This window comes from Desulfovibrio sp. ZJ369 (genome assembly GCF_011039085.1).
In the GTDB taxonomy this organism is placed as follows: Bacteria; Desulfobacterota; Desulfovibrionia; order Desulfovibrionales; family Desulfovibrionaceae; genus Desulfovibrio.
The window spans coordinates 124,123-140,445 of sequence record NZ_JAAKEI010000002.1 but is presented as its reverse complement, the minus strand read 5'-3'; the positions used below and the strand labels follow the sequence as shown (position 1 = coordinate 140,445).

Annotated in this window: 14 protein-coding genes and 1 tRNA gene; 9 read left to right on the top strand and 6 right to left on the bottom strand. The window is 63.4% G+C overall.

Features of this window, described 5'->3' with window-relative positions; all coding sequences use genetic code 11:
- Positions 1 to 247: 247 nt before the first annotated feature.
- Positions 248 to 760, bottom strand: a complete 513-nt coding sequence (locus tag G7Y51_RS01265; RefSeq protein WP_165174599.1) for a hypothetical protein — start codon at positions 758 to 760, stop codon at positions 248 to 250.
- 304 nt (positions 761 to 1,064) lie between these two features.
- Between G7Y51_RS01265 and G7Y51_RS01260 the strand changes: the two genes are divergently transcribed.
- From G7Y51_RS01260 to G7Y51_RS01245, 4 genes are all read left to right on the top strand, one after another.
- On the top strand, positions 1,065 to 1,520 hold the full coding sequence (locus tag G7Y51_RS01260; protein ID WP_165174598.1) for a universal stress protein: 456 nt from the start codon (positions 1,065 to 1,067) through the stop codon (positions 1,518 to 1,520).
- Positions 1,521 to 1,648: 128 nt separating this feature from the next.
- The gene (hisC, locus tag G7Y51_RS01255) at positions 1,649 to 2,776 is read left to right on the top strand and encodes a histidinol-phosphate transaminase (protein ID WP_165174597.1); all 1,128 of its coding nucleotides are present in this window, start codon (positions 1,649 to 1,651) and stop codon (positions 2,774 to 2,776) included.
- Positions 2,773 to 3,477: a (d)CMP kinase gene (gene cmk / locus G7Y51_RS01250; protein ID WP_165174596.1), complete on the top strand. Its 705-nt coding sequence runs from the start codon at positions 2,773 to 2,775 to the stop codon at positions 3,475 to 3,477. Before hisC ends, cmk begins: the two co-directional genes overlap by 4 nt.
- Positions 3,478 to 3,792: 315 nt before the next feature.
- Positions 3,793 to 4,356 carry a tetratricopeptide repeat protein gene (locus G7Y51_RS01245; protein ID WP_165174595.1) on the top strand — a complete coding sequence of 188 codons (564 nt, stop codon included), beginning with the start codon at positions 3,793 to 3,795 and terminating at the stop codon, positions 4,354 to 4,356.
- 346 nt (positions 4,357 to 4,702) lie between these two features.
- Here G7Y51_RS01245 and rfaD read toward each other — a convergent pair whose 3' ends face one another.
- A complete protein-coding gene (gene rfaD / locus G7Y51_RS01240; RefSeq protein WP_165174594.1) occupies positions 4,703 to 5,674 on the bottom strand; it encodes an ADP-glyceromanno-heptose 6-epimerase in 972 nt (323 codons plus the stop codon).
- Between the two features lie 147 nt (positions 5,675 to 5,821).
- Between rfaD and G7Y51_RS01235 the strand changes: the two genes are divergently transcribed.
- From G7Y51_RS01235 to G7Y51_RS01220, 4 genes are all read left to right on the top strand, one after another.
- Entirely contained in the window at positions 5,822 to 6,148 is a 327-nt protein-coding gene (locus G7Y51_RS01235) for a hypothetical protein (protein WP_165174593.1), read from the top strand.
- Positions 6,141 to 6,935 (top strand): ABC transporter ATP-binding protein, encoded by a 795-nt coding sequence (locus G7Y51_RS01230; protein ID WP_165174606.1) that lies wholly within the window; start codon positions 6,141 to 6,143, stop codon positions 6,933 to 6,935. The genes G7Y51_RS01235 and G7Y51_RS01230 overlap by 8 nt, the downstream gene beginning before the upstream one ends.
- Positions 6,932 to 8,095, top strand: coding sequence for a SufD family Fe-S cluster assembly protein (locus G7Y51_RS01225; RefSeq protein WP_165174592.1), 1,164 nt, complete (start codon positions 6,932 to 6,934; stop codon positions 8,093 to 8,095). The genes G7Y51_RS01230 and G7Y51_RS01225 overlap by 4 nt, the downstream gene beginning before the upstream one ends.
- A gap of 174 nt (positions 8,096 to 8,269) precedes the next feature.
- Positions 8,270 to 8,345 (top strand) — tRNA-Ile (locus tag G7Y51_RS01220).
- Positions 8,346 to 8,463: 118 nt separating this feature from the next.
- Here the strand turns inward: G7Y51_RS01220 and G7Y51_RS01215 are convergent.
- The 4 genes from G7Y51_RS01215 to G7Y51_RS01200 all read right to left on the bottom strand — a co-directional run bounded on the left by G7Y51_RS01215 (position 8,464) and on the right by G7Y51_RS01200 (position 15,048).
- Positions 8,464 to 8,964 carry a metal-dependent hydrolase gene (locus G7Y51_RS01215; protein ID WP_165174591.1) on the bottom strand — a complete coding sequence of 167 codons (501 nt, stop codon included), beginning with the start codon at positions 8,962 to 8,964 and terminating at the stop codon, positions 8,464 to 8,466.
- A 99-nt stretch (positions 8,965 to 9,063) separates the two neighbouring features.
- Entirely contained in the window at positions 9,064 to 11,328 is a 2,265-nt protein-coding gene (locus G7Y51_RS01210) for a vitamin B12-dependent ribonucleotide reductase (protein ID WP_165174590.1), read from the bottom strand.
- 390 nt (positions 11,329 to 11,718) lie between these two features.
- Positions 11,719 to 13,260, bottom strand: coding sequence for a small ribosomal subunit Rsm22 family protein (locus tag G7Y51_RS01205; protein WP_165174589.1), 1,542 nt, complete (start codon positions 13,258 to 13,260; stop codon positions 11,719 to 11,721).
- A 66-nt stretch (positions 13,261 to 13,326) separates the two neighbouring features.
- Positions 13,327 to 15,048, bottom strand: a complete 1,722-nt coding sequence (locus tag G7Y51_RS01200; RefSeq protein ID WP_165174588.1) for an ASKHA domain-containing protein — start codon at positions 15,046 to 15,048, stop codon at positions 13,327 to 13,329.
- Between the two features lie 199 nt (positions 15,049 to 15,247).
- Between G7Y51_RS01200 and fliM the strand changes: the two genes are divergently transcribed.
- Complete coding sequence (fliM, locus tag G7Y51_RS01195; RefSeq protein WP_165064757.1) at positions 15,248 to 16,228, top strand: flagellar motor switch protein FliM; 981 nt, start codon at positions 15,248 to 15,250, stop codon at positions 16,226 to 16,228.
- Positions 16,229 to 16,323: the final 95 nt, after the last annotated feature.

Sequence of the window (16,323 nt, the reverse complement as noted above, 5' to 3'; positions counted from 1 at the left end):
CTTGCAGGCGTATAACCAAAGATATCAGCCAACTGCTGTCTAGTGGCCTGTTTTGCCAGGTAAGCCTTCACGACGATAGTACGAATATTTTCAGGAGCGAACTTCATAGAACAAGTTTAGATTTTTTATGTAAAAAATTAAAGTTAAAATGCTCTAAACCGCTCTGCCTGCGAAACAATGACAGACTGCGCAGAAAAGCCGCGGACTCCCTGAAATCCGCGGCTTTTCCAATCACTCAGGCAGGGGCTTACGCGTTGTAGTCGCCCCGGTTGAATTTGAATTTTTCCGTCGCGGTCATGATTTCCAGCTCGTTCAGCAGAGAATCGAAACCGGGGTTCTGGCCACGCACGCCGGCCGTGCCCTGTTTGAGCTCGGCCACCTTGCCGTCAATGCCCTGCAACAGGGAATAGACCTCGCGCAGAGATTCCCCGGCAGCGGGCTTGCCCAGCGCATCGACATAGGAATCCCACAAATCCAGCGTGCCGGAGGCCTGGTTGAACGCCTCCCGCAGCAGATCCTCGTCGGGACTGAGGGCGGGAGTTTCTTCCACATTGCCGAGCAGCATCTGGCTGATCAGCCCGGCCTGCGCGCCCGGCGGAAGCGGAGCCGCCGCGGGCGCGCCACTGCCGCTGCTGGTTCCAAGCTGCTCGGCCAGGGCGGCTGCAAAACCGCCGCCCTTGCCGGGCTGTTTGTGGACCGCGCCGGCTGCCTGATCCTGCTGCCGCAGCAGGGCGTCCAATTGTTCGGTGTTGATCTTCATATCGCCTCCAGGGTTGGCGTTCCCGCGCAATAACCTGCAAAATCTTTGCCAGAATAAAATTCTGCTAACTTTCTGTTTTCATTGCTTCATCCCGGAACCGGGGGGGGAATTTTTTTCCCTGTTGTTGAATATATGCCTTGGAAAAGGTCTTGTCTATTCCCTCAAAAAACCCTATGCTTTACTACACGTTAAAGCTACAGACATGCGGTCTGACCGCGTGCGCCTTCGCGCGGGCGGCGGTTTTTCCGCCCCTGCCGGGAGCTCCCCGTCACACAATGCAGCCCACAGCGAAAAGGAGCCTGCCATGAAGGAAATCAAAAAGATTCTGTGCGCGGTGGATCTCTCCGAGCACAGCAAGGCTGTGGCCGAATACGCCACGCTGCTTGCCAAGGCTCTGGGAGCCAGCGTTCTTGTGGTGTACACTGCCCCTTCGCTGAGCCAATATGTGGGTTTCCATGTGCCGCCCAACACCATTGAAAATTTCGTGGGCGAAATCGTTACCGGCGCGGAAAAATCCATGGAAGCCTTTGTTGCCGAGAATTTCCCCGGCGTGGAAGCCAGGGGCCAGGTTTTGATCGGCTACGCCGCCGAGGAGATTCTCAACCGCGCCCATGAGGAAAAAGTGGACATCGTGGTGATGGGCACCCACGGCCGCAAGGGCATTGATCGCATTCTTTTCGGCTCGGTGGCTGAAAAGGTGGTCAAAAATGCCGATATGCCTGTGCTGACCATCCGCCCCACGGAACCCGTGACGGAATAAGTGATCCCCATGCGCCGCGTATCGGCCTGGGCGTTGCGCCCTGCGGCAAAAGCGCGGTACGCCGTTCCACAAAAGACATCAAGCCTGCAAAAGCCGTCGCGCCAGCGGCGGCTTTTTTTGGGGTGATCATGCCTGAGATCAGCGCGCGCCCGGAAATTGAGGCTCTCAAGCCCTATGCGCCGGGACGTTCCATTGCGGAAATACAGGATCACTACGGTCTTTCGCAGGTCATTAAAATGGCCAGCAATGAAAATCCCCTGGGCGCCTCGCCCCTGGTCCGGGAAGCCATTGGCCGCCATGCGGCTCTGGCCTTCCGTTATCCACAGGGCGGCAACCCAAGGTTGATCAAGGCCCTGGCCGCCTTTCACCGTGTGGATGCAAACCGGCTGGTCGTGGGCAACGGCTCGGACGAAATCATTGATCTCCTGATCCGCATTTTGGCGGTGCCCGGCCGTGACTCCTTGGCCTGCTTCGAGCCCTGCTTCAGCATATATCCCATTCAGGGCCGGATCTCCGGCGTCGAAGTGCGCCGCTGCCCGCTGGAAAAAGATTTTTCCTTCAATTTCGACGCTCTGCTTGGTCTGGTGGATGCAAGCACGCGCCTGGTCTTTGTGACCACGCCGGACAACCCTTCGGGCTGGTGCCCGGCGCGCGGGGCCGTGCGGGATCTGGCCCGGCGGCTGGCCCGGCTGGCCCCGCACTGTCTGCTGGTGGTGGACGAAGCCTATATGGACTTTGCCGAAAACGAGGCCGATCACTCTCTGCTGGCCGCCAGAGAACTGCCGGACAATACGGCCTTTCTGCGCACCTTTTCCAAAAGTTTCGGCCTGGCCGGTCTGCGCCTGGGCTACGGCGTGCTGCCGCCCGCCCTGGCCGCCTGCTATTGGCGCGCGCGGCTGCCCTTTTCCGTGAACATTCTGGCTGAAGAAGCGGGCCTGGCCGCCCTGGCCGACACGGCCTTTCGCGAGGCCACGCTGGCCGCAGTGCGCAACGGCCGGGCCGTTCTGCAAGCCGGGCTCACGGCCCTGGGCTGCACAGTCTGGCCCAGCGCGGCCAATTTTCTCCTTTTCCGCCTGCCCGCGGGCGCGGGCCCGGCTGAAGGCTGCTTTGAGGCCCTGCTGCGGCGCGGCATCATCATCCGCCCGCTCAAAAGCTACAATCTGCCGGATCATCTGCGCGTCAGCGTGGGAGAAGAGCATGAAAACGCGGCATTTCTGGCCGCTATGCGCGACATTCTGCATGGAGAAAAAGCATGAGCGGCAACCTGCCTGTGGTGACGCTGGACGGTCCGGCCGGAGTCGGCAAAACCACTCTGGCCCGGCGCATGGCCGAAAGCCTGGATCTGGCCTATCTGGACACCGGGGCCATGTTCCGTTGCCTGGCCCTCAAACTTGGCCCCGGCGCGGAGCTGCTGCCTGAAGAAGAATTGCGCGCGCGCTGCAAGGAATGGACATTCAGCATCGCGGGCAAAGGCCGGAGCGCGGCATTGTTCTGCAACGGCAGGGCCGTGCGCGGCGAAGTGCGCACCGAAGAGGTGGGCATGCTGGCCGCGCGCATCGGCACTGTGCCGGTGGTGCGTGAACTGCTCAAGGCCGCGCAACGCGCCATGGGCGAAGCATCCCCCCTGGTTGCCGAAGGCCGGGACATGGGCAGCGTGGTCTTTCCGGATGCGCGTTTCAAATTCTTTCTGGACGCCGCGCCGGAAGTGCGCGCCATGCGCCGCCTGCGCGATCTGGCAAATCGCGGCGAACAGGCCGAACTGACGGTGCTGACCGAGCAGATCCGCCAGCGCGACGCCCTGGATCGCAACCGGGCCGTTGCGCCTCTGCGCCCGGCTCCGGACGCGCTGATCATCGACACCTCCCAGTTGGACATTGAAGGCGTGCTGGGCGTGCTGCTGCATCATATCAATGTTCACGGCGGCGCGCGATCTTTACACCTGTCCCCGCCTGCATAGCGCGACAGCCTGCCCCTTACACCTGCCGCATCACCGTTCACCCGGCGCGCCCTGCCGGGCGTCATTGCCCATGCGCAAGCCGGCAAAAATTGCCTGCGCGGCAAAAACTGCCTCGCGGGCCCGGTTTTTTTGCCAAGTCTTTGGCGCACTCGCCTGCCCGGTACAGAAAAGGGCTTCTTGCAAGAGTTTTTTTAGAAAAAATGTCATTGATTTTATTCATTTTTTTTCTTTTGGCACAAGCACTGCATAAGGGGAGGCACAAGCCACAGACGCATACAGCGTCCGCGTGAAAACAGCCTCAATGGGGAGGAAACCATGGACAATCAGCTGGATTACGAAATCAATAAGGAATTGGGCGAATGCTATTTGTTTATGGGCGATTTTGACAAAGCCGAGGAATACTACCGCAAGGCCGCCGCCAATAACTCCCAGAGCGCCGCGCCCTATATGGGCCTGGCCACCGTGGCCGTGCAGCGCTCGGAACTGGACAAGGCCCTGGTGCTTTACCAAAAAGCCGCGGCTGTGGAAGAAACCGACAAGGCCCTCTGCGGCATCGGCCTGGTTTACATGGAGCAGGGCAAGCATGAGGACGCTTTCGACTACTTTGCGCGCGCTCTGGACAAAACGGCGGAAAACATGGTGGCGCTCAACTGCCTGGTGCGCGAATCCTATCAGGTGGGCTGCGTGGAAAAAGTGCTGCCCTATCTGACGGCCGCCCTGGAAACCGGCGTGGAAACGGAAGCAGTGCGCGTCACTCTGGCCGGTTGCCTGATTTACCTGGGCCGCGGCGATGAAGCCCGCGAGCATCTGGAATCCGTACTCGGAGCCAATCCGGCCAACAGCAACGCCAAGGAACTTTTCGCCACCATGGCCGCCTGAAAAGAACCGGGCGCGCATGTGCCCGGTTTTTCGGCAGCCTTTGCATACTCCCCTCCCCACACGATTTTCCGGCCCCGGCGGGTGCCTGGGGCCGGAAAATCTCTTCCTGGGGAAGCAGCGCCGACGTACAATGTGCCTGTCGGCGTTCTGTTTTTACGGCTTTGCAGGGAGCTGCAACGGCTGCGACATACGCCGGGCGAACTCGCCGCGAGAGTCGTACGCAAATGATGTTTCAGAGCGGTTTGCTACCTTCATGAGCTAAACTCTCTAACATGGTGAAATTACATGTTAACAGGGCATAGTTGGATTTCCTGAAACGACGCGAGTAACTTCAAAGTGCAATGGCTCAAAGGTATGGATCGCTCGTTTCCAGGTAATTGCGCACATAGTCCGCCACGCCTTCCTCCAGGGAGGTGAAATCCAGGGGGCAGTCCACGCGCGTGAGCCAGCCCATCTCGGCGCAGGTGTAGTTCTGATACTTGCCACGCAGGCTGGCGGGCATCTCCAGATATTCGATGCGGCACTCCCGGCCCAGGGCCGCAAACACGGCCCGGCCCAGCTCGTTGAAACTGCGCGCCCTTCCGGCGCCCACGTTATGAATGCCGCAGACGTCCTTGCGCTCCAGCAGCCAGGCCAGCAGCGCCGTGCAATCCTTGACGTAGACAAAGTCCCGCTTCTGCTCGCCGTCCGCCAGTCCGGGCACGCACGATTTGAAGAGCGAGAGTTTGCCCTGGGCCGCGATCTGGCGCTGGGCCTTGACCGCCACGCTCTGCATGGAGCCCTTGTGGTACTCGTTGGGGCCGTAGACATTGAAAAACTTGAGGCTGACCACTTCGTTGTGCAGTTTTTCGCGCAACAGCCAGAGATCGAGCAATTGCTTGGAATAGCCGTACATATTCAGGGGCCTGAGCCGGGGGATCAGGGCGGGATCGTCGCTGAAGCCCAAGGAGCCGTCTCCGTAAGTGGCGGCCGAACTGGCGTTGATGAAGCGCGCGCCCTTGTCCAGAGCATAACGGCAGAGATCCCGGCTGTAATGGAAGTTGTTTTCCATCAGAAAATCCGCGTCGCGCTCCGTGGTGGAGGAGCAGGCTCCGAGATGGACCACGGCCGTGATCTTCCAGGGCAGCGCGTCGCGCAGGATCAGATCGTAAAAACGATCCCGGTGCAGGTACTCCACATAGCGGCGTTTGACCAGATTGCGCCACTTCTCCGTGGTCGCCAGGTTGTCCACCACCACGATCTCGTCCATGTCCATGCGGTTCAACTGCCAGAGCAGGGCGCTGCCGATAAAGCCCGCGCCGCCGGTGATCACATACATAGGGGCCTCCCTTACCCATGCTAGCCAAAGCCCGCGCCGCCTGCAAGAGCCGTCTTGATGAGAGCTCAGGGTCAGGGTCGAGCAGGACTGGACAGGGCCGGGCAAGTTTGCCACTATGCCGCTATCGTCATCACCAAGGGGAAAACTATGGAAGTGTGCATTGCCGTTATGCACGGCAGGCCGGTCATGCTCAAGCTGCTGGACGGCGTGGTTTATCTCGACAATGAGCCCCAGCCCATCAAGCATCTCGGCGAGGAGGAGCTTGCGGCCTTCAGCGAGGCCATCCGGGCAACGCCCCCCGGCGCGGATCCCGGCCATGAAGCCCTGCTCAACGCCAAGCGCGCCGCCTTTATCGTCACTCTGCTGGGCAAGGCCGTGGGCGACGAGTGCATTTCCACGCTGACGCACATTCTGGAGCACGTCCACGCCGACGTGCTGGAATATCTCGGGGAAAACGGGGATCATGATGCTTGAAATCCGCGATCTGCACGTCTCGATCCAGGGCACGCCGGTGCTCAAGGGCATTGACCTGCACATCAGGCCGGGCGAGACCTTCATCCTTTTCGGGCCCAACGGTTCGGGCAAAACCACGCTGCTGCTGACCATCATGGGCGTTTCCGGCTATGAGGTGACGCAGGGGCGCATTATCTGCAAAGGCACGGACATCACCCACGCGCCCATGCACGAGCGGGCCCGCCTGGGCATCGGCATGTCCTTTCAGCGGCCGCCCACCATCCACGGCCTGCCCACGGGCAAGCTGGTGGAGCTGTGCGGCCGCGGCCGGGAGATGAACATCCCGGACATGGCCCGCAAGGTGCACTTTGATCAATTTCTGGATCGCGACGTCAACGCAGGCTTTTCCGGCGGCGAGATCAAGCGCTCGGAACTCTTGCAGCTCATGGCCCAAAAGCCGGATCTGCTGCTCTTTGACGAGCCCGAATCCGGCGTGGATCTGGAAAACATGGCCCTGGTGGGCAAAACCGTGCGCTGCCTGCTGGACGGAATGCCCCAAGGCTGTAGCGCCACGCTGCGCCAGCGGGAGCAGAAACGCTCCACCAGCGGCCTGATCATCACCCACACCGGCCATATTCTGGAATACGTCAATGCCCACCGCGGTCAGGTCATGTACCACGGCAAGCTCTGCTGTGAGGCCCGGCCGCGCGAAATTCTTGATCACATTGCCCATCACGGCTATCAGGAATGCCTGCGCTGCCTGACCGGCGAGATGTACGGCACAATCGCGGAGGCGCCCCTGGCATGAGCACTGTGGATCTTTCCCGCTTTTCTTTCAGCGGCGGCGAAAACGCCGCGCCCATCGAGGATCTGACCCGCATGCCGCGCGAGGATCGCGAGCGCCTGGTTCTGGCGGGCATCGACGTTACGGACCGCCGGGTCAGCGGCGCGTTCATGCAGCTCAACCACGCGGGCGTGCACTGCCAGACCCGCCGGGACGGCCTGGAGCTCATGGACATCCGGGCGGCCCTCGAAAAGTACGACGGGCTGCCGCGCCACTACTGGCAGTTGCTTGATCCGGGCAAGGACGACTTCACCCGCATGGCCCATGATCGCCTTAACGGCGGCTATTTCGTGCGGGCGCGCAAGGGCGTCAAGCTGACCGAGCCCGTGCAGTCCTGCATGTTCATCAAGGGCCAGGGCGCGGGCCAGAGCATCCACAATATCGTGATTGTGGAGGAAGACGCGGAGCTGCACATCCTGGGCGGCTGCGCCACGGCGCACGAGGCCCGCGACTCCGCCCATCTGGGCATTACCGAATATTATGTGGAAAAAGGCGGCAAGCTGACCTTCACCATGATCCACAACTGGAGCGAGACCACCACCGTGCGCCCGCGCTCGGCCGGGCGCGTGGAAGCCGGGGGCGAGTTCCAGAACAATTACATTCTGCTCAGGCCGGTGGGCGATCTGCAGATGTACCCGCTCATGGAACTCAGCGGCGAGGGGGCCGTGGCCCGCTTCAATTCCGTGATCGTGGCTCCCACGGGTTCCCATGTGGACTGCGGCAACCGCATTGAGCTCAATGCCCCGGGCACGCGCGGCGAAATCCTCTCCCGCGTGCTGACCACGGGCGGCACGGTGATCAACCGGGGCTACATCGGCGCTGCCGCGGCCCCGGCCAGGGGGCATCTGGAATGCAAGGGCCTGATCATGGGCGGGGGCCGCATCCACGCCATTCCTGAGCTGAACAGCAACCAGGACGGCGTGGAGCTTTCGCACGAGGCCGCAGTAGGCAAAATCGCCCAGGAGGAAATCGAATACCTCATGGCGCGCGGTCTGGACGAGGACGAAGCTGCCTCCACCATTGTGCGCGGCTTTTTGAACGTGGAAATCATGGGGCTGCCCGGCCCGCTGAAACAAGCCATGGACGATCAGATCGCCCTTTTGGAAACCGGCTCGGCCATGTAGCGTCGGCTGCTTCCGCATGGGCCCGGACGGATCGGCCCATCCGGATCATGGCCCAGGGAGCCGGCGCTGATCGTCATGCGTGTATGAAAGCCGCCGCAAAAGACACGCCAACCCTGAATCCGGGCCCCGCGCGCCTTGACGACACGGCGGCCTTGACGCTATGTTTTCCGTTCCGGGCCTATAGCTCAGTTGGTAGAGCCTCCGGCTCATAACCGGCAGGTCCCAGGTTCAAGTCCTGGTGGGCCCACCAGCACAAATTCCGTCAAAGTCCGCCGAGGTTCGCAAGACCACGGCGGACTTTGCTTTTATGGCAAATCATATTCCGCAGCAAAATGCTCTCCCGTGGCGGGCAGCGGCGGAGAAGAAGATCAAAGGAAGAAGCGGCCCTGTCCCACATGGCGCACAAGGCGCAGCACGTCCTCGCCCAGAAACAGCCAGACCGCAGCCACGATGGCGGCCAGAAAGCAATACTCGCCCAGGCTGCCCGTTGAACAGAGCTTCAGCGAAAAGCGTCCTTTGCGGGAAAAGGGCTGCAAGGGCACGCCCTGGGGCGTAAGCATATCCAGGATCACATGCGAGATGCCCCCGAAGCCCACGCCCAGAAGCGCGACGCGCTCCGCGGGCGGCAGGGGCAGAACCATCCCGGCCAGAAGCAGGGCCAGCCACCAGCCGAACCAGTGCGTCGCGCCCCGGTGGATGCGGTTGAAGACCCGCTGTCGCGCGCGTTTTGAGCCAGCCAGACCAGCCAGGCGCTGATCCAGCACATCAGGCAGCACAGCGCCCGCGCAGGCGGCAACAATGCCCGCCGGCGGCAATTGCAGGGCCAGAGCCGCGGCCACGGCCGCGCTTTGATGCGTAAGCCACTTCATAAATCTGCCGGTCGATGCCTGTGCGATATGGCCCCTGCTGCTCAGGCCGGAGCGTTCCTTTTCCTGTAACGCTCCGGGCCTGCCGACTGCATTGCAGTGCTAGCCGCAGCGTGAAAAACCGCAGGCCTGGCAGATCAGGCAGCCTTCCTGAAAAAGCAGGGGCTCGTTACATTCCGGGCAGCGCTGCACCTCCAGATCATTCACGTCGCCCAAACGCTCATCCTTGAGGTAACGTTTTTCCAGCACCCAGGCAATGGCGTCCGGGATGGAAAGCAGCAGGCCCTTCCCCCGGAAGACAGGATGCTCGCCGCCGATCCCCTTGATCTGGGCCACCACGTCGCGCACATGCACGCCCGATCGCAGGGCCAGGGAGACCAGGCGGCCGATGGCCTCGGCCTTGGCCGTGATCGAACGGCCGGATTTGCCGATGGTGGCAAAGACCTCAAAGGGCTCGCCGTCCACCTCGTTGACCGTGAGGTACATGGCTCCCAGGCCGGTCTGCACTTTCTGGGTAAAGCCCTGCACAATGTCCGGCCGCTTGCGCACGGAGGAGGCAGGCCTGGCAGCATCGGGCGCGACGTCGCCGTCCATTTTTTTCTGGCCCTCGCCCGTGGCCAGCACCTGGATGCTCTTGCAGCCGTCGCGGTAGACCGTGACGCCCTTGCAGCCTTCCTTATAGGCCAGCCAGTAGATATCGTAGATGTCCTGCTCCGTGGCGCTGTTGGGCAGATTCACGGTCTTGGACACCGCATTGTCCGTATGGCGCTGAAAGGCGGCCTGCATGCGCAGATGCCAGACCGGATCAATGTCCATGGCGGTCACAAAGACCTTGCGCAGCCTGGCGGGGAGATATTCCATGCTCTTGATGGACCCCTTGGCCACCACGCTGTCCATGAGCTCGTGGCTGAACAGTCCGGCTTCGGTAAGCGCGGCCTCAAAATAGGGGTTCACCTCCACCAGACGCTCGCCATCCAGAATATTGCGGGTGAAACAGAGCGCGAAAAGCGGCTCCACGCCGGACGAGCAGCCAGCAATGATCGACAGCGTGCCCGTGGGCGCAATGGTGGTCACCGTGGCGTTGCGGTAGGGTCCCATCTTTTTTTGCGCGTAGACGGAGGCGGCATAGGCCGGAAAGGGGCCCCGCTCTTTGGCCAGCTCGGCCGAAGCCTTGTGGCCCTCCTCCTGCACAAAGCCCATGATCCGCTCGGCCAGCGCAATGCCCTGCTCCGAGTCATAGGCCACGCCCAGCTCAAAGAGCAGATCCGCAAAGCCCATGACGCCCAGGCCGATCTTGCGGTTCTTGCGCACGGTCTCGCTGATGCGCTCCAGGGGGAAGCGCGAGGCGTCGATCACATTGTCCAGAAAGCGCACGGCAAGATGCGTCACGCGTCTGAGTTCATCCCAGTCAATGCCTTTCTGTGCCGGATCCACGTCGTCGTTGTGCCCCGGCAGATAAAAGCAGGACAGATTGATAGAGCCCAGATTGCAGGCCTCAAAAGGCAGCAGCGGCTGCTCGCCGCACGGGTTGGTGGATTCGATCTCGCCCTGATCCGGGGTGGGATTGTCGCGATTTATCCTGTCCAGAAAAACAATGCCGGGATCACCCGACTGCCAGGCTTTTTTGACCAGCATGTCGAAAACGTCGCGCGCGCGCAGGCGCTCCAGGGGCTCGCCGCTGCCCGGCATGCGCAGATCGTACTGCTCGTCGTTTTCCACGGCCTGCATGAATGTTTCGGTCAGGCCCACGGAAAGATTGAAGTTATTGAATTCGCCCTCTTTTTCCTTGGCGCGGATAAACTCAAGGATGTCGGGATGATCCACGCGCAGAATACCCATATTGGCGCCGCGCCGGGTGCCGCCCTGCTTGATCTGCTCGGTGGCGGTGTTGAAAATGCGCAAAAAGGACACCGGCCCGGAAGCCACGCCGCCGGTGGAACCCACTCTGCTCTCCCTCGGCCGCAGCCGCGAGAAGGAAAAGCCGGTGCCGCCGCCGGACTTGTGAATCATGGCCGCGTACTTCACGGCGTCGAAAATTTCCTCAATGGAGTCGCCCACAGGCAGCACAAAGCAGGCCGAGAGCTGGCCCAGATCCGTGCCCGCATTCATCAGGGTGGGCGAATTGGGCAAAAACTTCCAGTTGGTCATCAGATCGTAAAAATCGCGGGCCAATTCCGCGGGCTCACGGGAGGACTTGTCGTATTTGGCCTCTTCCCCGGCAATGGCCGAGGCCACGCGCCAGAAAAGATCGCGCGGGCTTTCCTCGATTTTGCCGTCCGGACTTTTGCGCAGATAGCGTTTTTGCAGCACCACTTCGGTGTTGGGCTTGAGTTGCGGCTGCGGCAGATTTTTGGGCATTGCGATCATCGGAACGTAAACCTTGGGCTTGAAGTTATGTAACAATCCTTCCCCGGACATGGCGCGCGGCGATCCCGGGTTTCGGGGCAAGACCATGCCCGCTGCCGTCGGACGCGCAAAGGGCGGATCGCCGCCGGCAAAAGTGCGGCAAGGGACATCCCTTGCCGGCGCTCTGCCGTTCCCGGGAACGGCATGCGGCTTTATATCCCGAGCGAGGCCGAAAAAAAAGCCCCGCAAGCCCGCATACTTCGGATAAGGAAGCGGAATCACGGAGAAAAATCCCGTAAAAAATTCGCAAAAATCTGCCAGCCTGCGCGCGGCGCGAATGTTTCATCCGCACTGCGCCCGCCGCAGCCGCGGACATTTTCGCCCTGACCTGCCCCCTGAAGCAGGCGCGGCTCAATCCCGCCCGGACGGCGGCCGCCGGATCACCAGGGCGCGGCTTTTGGCGTCCCGGGGCGCGTTTGACTCCAGCCTGACGGGGAGCAAATCCCCGGAGGCCAGGGCTGCCGCATCCTCCAGCAAAAGCAGGCCCGCTGCCGCGCAGGCATAGCGGGCCTGCCCCGCGAGCCCCGGCACCGCGAAAGGCGCGGAGAGCACGCGGGCCGGTTGCGCGCCCCGTCCTGAGACGCGGCGGGCGGCGGGCAATGCCTGCGCGGGCGCTTCAGAGGCAGGCGCCGCGCCCATGTCGGGAGCCAGCAGCAAGGGCGCCAGGGAGAGACCGCTTTTGGCCAGGCCTGCCTGCGCGGACAATCGGCGCAGCCAGTCCGGCGCGCCCATGCCGTCAAACGTAAAGTGACACCAGGTTCGGCCGCCGCTGCCCGCCAGCAGAGGACAGGCAGTCTGGTGCGCGCAGGGAGCAAGGGCTTTCAGACCGCGCTCCAGAGCCAGGGCGCGCAGGCGCATTATTGTCGTGCCGCCCAGGCGCGTGCCCGGTTCCACAAAAAGCAGCGCCGGGGGGGCGGGCAAATCGCCGTTGCCGCGGAACAACAAAGGGGCCCAGGCGTCCAGCAGACGCTCCAGAGGTTCATCCCGCGGGCTGCCCGGAGATTCCTCTCCCTCCTCCGCTCCGCCAAAACGGCGGCCGCTCGGCAGCTCGTTGAGCACATTGGCGGCGCTGATCAGCCAGGGGCGGATGACTGCTCCCGCCTCCCCTTGCAGCCGTGGGCCGCGTTGCGCATCCCGGCCCGCGCCGCGCCCGCCGGAAAGCAGGGGCGCGGCGTGGCGCGCCAGACTTCCCAAGGGCCCCCGTGCGGTATGCACGGGCCAGGTCTTTTGGCCGAGAATCCGGCCCCAGGCCGTAAACAGCGCCCTGCCCAGCTCCAGGGGCTGAGCCGCGCTGTCCAGGGCCAGCACCCGCACCGGCGCTTCGCGCCACTGGGGCCGGGCCAGCCAGAGCGCCAGGGGCAGGCTCAGCGGACCCGAACCCGCATCCAGCAAAAGGGCCTGGCCCCCGGCAAGCGCCGGGGCCTGCGGATCCGGCAGGGGCAGCCCGTGCAGCAGGCGCGTCAGACGCAGCAGATTCCAGGGCAGAAAATAGTACAGATAGGCGCTGACAAAGGCCGGGGAACTCCAATAGGGGCGGTGCAGCGCCCCCCGCTCACATGTCAGCAGGCGCGAGAGGGTCGCCACGTCTTCGGGCAGGGAGCGACGATGCGCGGCGCTCAGAGGACGAACCCTGGCCAGAGCTTCAGGCAAGCGCTCAAGGGCCTCGCGCGCGGCGGCGGACAGGGGAGGAAAAAGCGGGAGAACCTGTGCCCAGGCTCCCGGCGCGAGCGCGGGCCGGGCCTGCCCGGACGGAGCAACCAGGGGCGGCGTCGCGGCGGGCGATCCGGCTGCCTGCGTTGGCACGGGGTGCGGCCGGAGCTGGGGAGAGCGCGCATCCCCGGCCCTGCGGCAAGGCGTGGAAGCGGAACCGGGCTTGCGCGCTTTGCGCCGCACGCCAGCGGGGCCTGATTTTTTTGAGGCTCGCGAGCTTTTGCAGGGGGACGATGCACGGCGTGTCATTCAGGCTCCAAAGCGCATCCCGCGCAGGTACTCTTGTTGAAAATCCGGATCCTCCACCAGCGCAAGCAAGCGGGCGCGGCCGCAAAGATCGGCCAGAGCGTCGCCCCGCTCCGGCTGGAGGGCCAGCAAGGCCGCGCCGTCCAGCGCGGCATTGCCCACAGCCCGGATGCGCGGACCAAGACCGGCAGGCACAAAGCCCAGGGTTTCCAGATGCTGCGGCCGGACATGCTCGCCCAGGGCGCCGGCCAGGCAGAGCGCGGCAAGTTCCGCAGGCCGCACCTTGCCAGCGGCCAGCAATTTTTCCAGAGCCAGGGCAAAGGCCGCCTTGACCTTGAGCAGCACTTCCACATCCCCGGCGGCCAGCCAGAGCCCGCAGGGCAGGTGCAGCCGCGTCCCGGCAGGCCCGCGCGCAAAACCCTCAGCCAACCTGCGGGCCAGGGGCATGCGCGGGGGAGGCGAGGACGAGGCCGGGAAGCGGCCGCTGCTGTCCAGCAGGCCCAGTTGCAGCAGCACGGCGAGCAGGGAAAGATAGCCTGTGGCGCTGATCCCGCGCACGCCGGGCACGGCGGCTTCGCCGCTCTGTCGTCTGACGCCCGCTGTGGCGGCCCGGCAGGCAGGACAGGCGCAGGCCGGGCCCGGCTCATGCGCCGGGCCCGGCAGATGCGCCGCAAGACCGAGGGGCGTCAGGCTGAATTCCGTGATCACCTCCGGCCCCGCCAGTTGCCCGCATTCCGGCCCGATGCCCTCCAGGGCGGGCCCCAGGGGCACGCTGGCCAGCACAAGCTCGTCCTTTTCAGTGACCAGGGCCAGCTCGCCGTTGGTGCCCAGATCCGCCAGCACAAAAGGCCGCGGCGTTTCACGGGCCAGCAGGGCCGCAAGGCCCGCGCTCACGTCGCCCCCCACAAACGGGCCGGGCAGCGGCGGAATATAGAGAGGCGGCAATCCGGGCAGATGCACGATCTCGTGGCCGCTGTGGCTGATGCGGTAGGGCGCGGCGCACAGACCCGCCACATCGCGATCCAGAAAAATGTCGGTCATGGCCGTATTGGCTGCCAGACAAATCCGGGAAACCCTGCCGCCGTCCGCGCCCAGCGCGGTCAGAATCCGGCCCAGCCTTTCGCGCGCCAGCCCGGCCAGCAGCTTGCGGCCTTGCGGCTCGCGGGCCACAGCCAGCCGCGACATGACATCCGCCCCTGCCCCGGCCTGGGGATTCAAAAAATGCCCCTGCGCCGCGTCCTTTCCGAACAGGTCGCCGCGCGGCGCATCCAGCGCCGGAGCGCGCCAGTGGACGGATGTTGTCCCCAGATCCACGGCCAGAACAAGCTCGCGCTCCGCCGCCTGCGGCCCGGACGCGCCGGACAGGGCCGCGCTCCCGGCATCTTCCGCCAAATCTTCCGCGGGCAATTCCAGCGTAAGCATGCCGCCCGCGGCCGCGTCAGGGACTTGACGCCGGCAGGCCAGCCGCCAGCCCAAAGCCAAGGCATCGGCGGAAAAGACAGCCTCTTCCGCGGGCAGGGGCGCAGGCGCATCCCGCACAAAGCGCACGCGGCACCTGCCGCAACGGCCAAGCCCCGCGCAGAGGGGCAGAGCCTGGACCTGGCCGGAAAGCCAGATGGCGCGGGCCAGCGTTTCGCCCGAAGAGGCATGGAGTTCGACGGCGCGCGGCAGCGGCGAGCCGGGGACGGCGCGCTCGCGGGCGGCCGGGATCAGGCGCAATTTCATGGTCCCAACCTGCCTCAAAGGCGCGTCCATTGCAAGGCCGGGCTGTGTTACATTTGCCGGGGCTGTGCCCGCGGTCGCACTGCCGCGATTTTGCCCATGCCCTTGTCAACCTGGCCTTTTTTTTGCAATGTGACGGCAGGAGCACCGCGCCCTTGCGCTGCTCCGCGCAGGAATCGCAGCAGAACTTCTGAGGCTCATTATGAATAAAGTGCTGGCGCAAGATGAAGTGGACGCCCTGTTGCGCGGGCTTTCCGGCGGCGAGATCGAAAGCGAGGTGGAAGTGCCGGAGGATGAATCCGGCATCGTGGCCTTTGACCTCGCCAATCAGGACCGGATCATCCGGGGCCGCATGCCGGTGCTGGAAATCGTCAACGACCGTTTCGCCCGGCTCTGCACCAATGCCCTGTCCAATGCGGTACGCAAGCGCGTGGAGCTGAACCCCATCTCCATTGACATGACCAAGTTCGGCGAGTTCATGCGCTCCCTGCCCGTGCCCACCTCCATCAATATTTTCAAGATGGATCCCTTGCGCGGCAATGCGATCATGGTGGTGGATTCGCGCCTGGTCTTCGCCCTGGTGGAAAACGTCTTCGGCGGCGCGGGCTCCCAGCCCAAGATCGAGGGCCGCGAGTTTACCCGCATTGAACAGGCCGTGGTGGACAAGATCGTCAAGATTGCCCTGGACAATATGGAGGAATCCTGGCGTCCGGTGCATGACGTGAAGCTGGAGCTGGTGCGCAGTGAAATCAACCCCCAATTCGCGGCCATTGTGCCGCCCAGCGACGTGGTGGTGGTGATCACCTTTGAAGTGGAGCTGGACACGGCTTTGGGCTCCATGATCGTCTGCCTGCCCTATGCCACCATTGAGCCCATCCGCTCCAAACTGCACGCCAGCTTTCAGACCGAGCGTCTGGAGGTGGACCACGCCTGGGTGGCGCGCCTCAAGGAACGGCTCCTGGAAACGCCGGTGGAACTCAAGGTGCATTTCGGCAGTACCACGATCACGGGCAACCAGTTGCTGCGTATGCAGGTGGGCGACGTGCTGGTGCTGGATACCGACGTGGAGGATCTGCTTTCCTGCACCGTGGCCGGGGTCAGCAAGTACCAGGGCATCGCGGGCACGGTCAAGGCCATGAAGGCCTTTCAGATCATCAAGGAAAACGAACCGCAGTACACATAGCGCATAGTGCCTTTGAACACGCGCGCAGCCGAAAATATTTTTCTCCCGGTTTACGCCGCGTCACGGCCGGATGGCGGCCGGATGCCGTCTTCCTG

What these genes read in the sequence shown, in the direction of transcription:
- G7Y51_RS01265 (WP_165174599.1), bottom strand. Translation starts at nt 760, where the DNA reads ATGAAGATCAACACCGAACAATTGGACGCCCTGCTGCGGCAGCAGGAT.
- G7Y51_RS01260 (WP_165174598.1), top strand. Translation starts at nt 1,065, where the DNA reads ATGAAGGAAATCAAAAAGATTCTGTGCGCGGTGGATCTCTCCGAGCAC.
- hisC (WP_165174597.1), top strand. Translation starts at nt 1,649, where the DNA reads ATGCCTGAGATCAGCGCGCGCCCGGAAATTGAGGCTCTCAAGCCCTAT.
- cmk (WP_165174596.1), top strand. Translation starts at nt 2,773, where the DNA reads ATGAGCGGCAACCTGCCTGTGGTGACGCTGGACGGTCCGGCCGGAGTC.
- G7Y51_RS01245 (WP_165174595.1), top strand. Translation starts at nt 3,793, where the DNA reads ATGGACAATCAGCTGGATTACGAAATCAATAAGGAATTGGGCGAATGC.
- rfaD (WP_165174594.1), bottom strand. Translation starts at nt 5,674, where the DNA reads ATGTATGTGATCACCGGCGGCGCGGGCTTTATCGGCAGCGCCCTGCTC.
- G7Y51_RS01235 (WP_165174593.1), top strand. Translation starts at nt 5,822, where the DNA reads ATGGAAGTGTGCATTGCCGTTATGCACGGCAGGCCGGTCATGCTCAAG.
- G7Y51_RS01230 (WP_165174606.1), top strand. Translation starts at nt 6,141, where the DNA reads ATGCTTGAAATCCGCGATCTGCACGTCTCGATCCAGGGCACGCCGGTG.
- G7Y51_RS01225 (WP_165174592.1), top strand. Translation starts at nt 6,932, where the DNA reads ATGAGCACTGTGGATCTTTCCCGCTTTTCTTTCAGCGGCGGCGAAAAC.
- G7Y51_RS01215 (WP_165174591.1), bottom strand. Translation starts at nt 8,964, where the DNA reads ATGAAGTGGCTTACGCATCAAAGCGCGGCCGTGGCCGCGGCTCTGGCC.
- G7Y51_RS01210 (WP_165174590.1), bottom strand. Translation starts at nt 11,328, where the DNA reads ATGATCGCAATGCCCAAAAATCTGCCGCAGCCGCAACTCAAGCCCAAC.
- G7Y51_RS01200 (WP_165174588.1), bottom strand. Translation starts at nt 15,048, where the DNA reads ATGAAATTGCGCCTGATCCCGGCCGCCCGCGAGCGCGCCGTCCCCGGC.
- fliM (WP_165064757.1), top strand. Translation starts at nt 15,248, where the DNA reads ATGAATAAAGTGCTGGCGCAAGATGAAGTGGACGCCCTGTTGCGCGGG.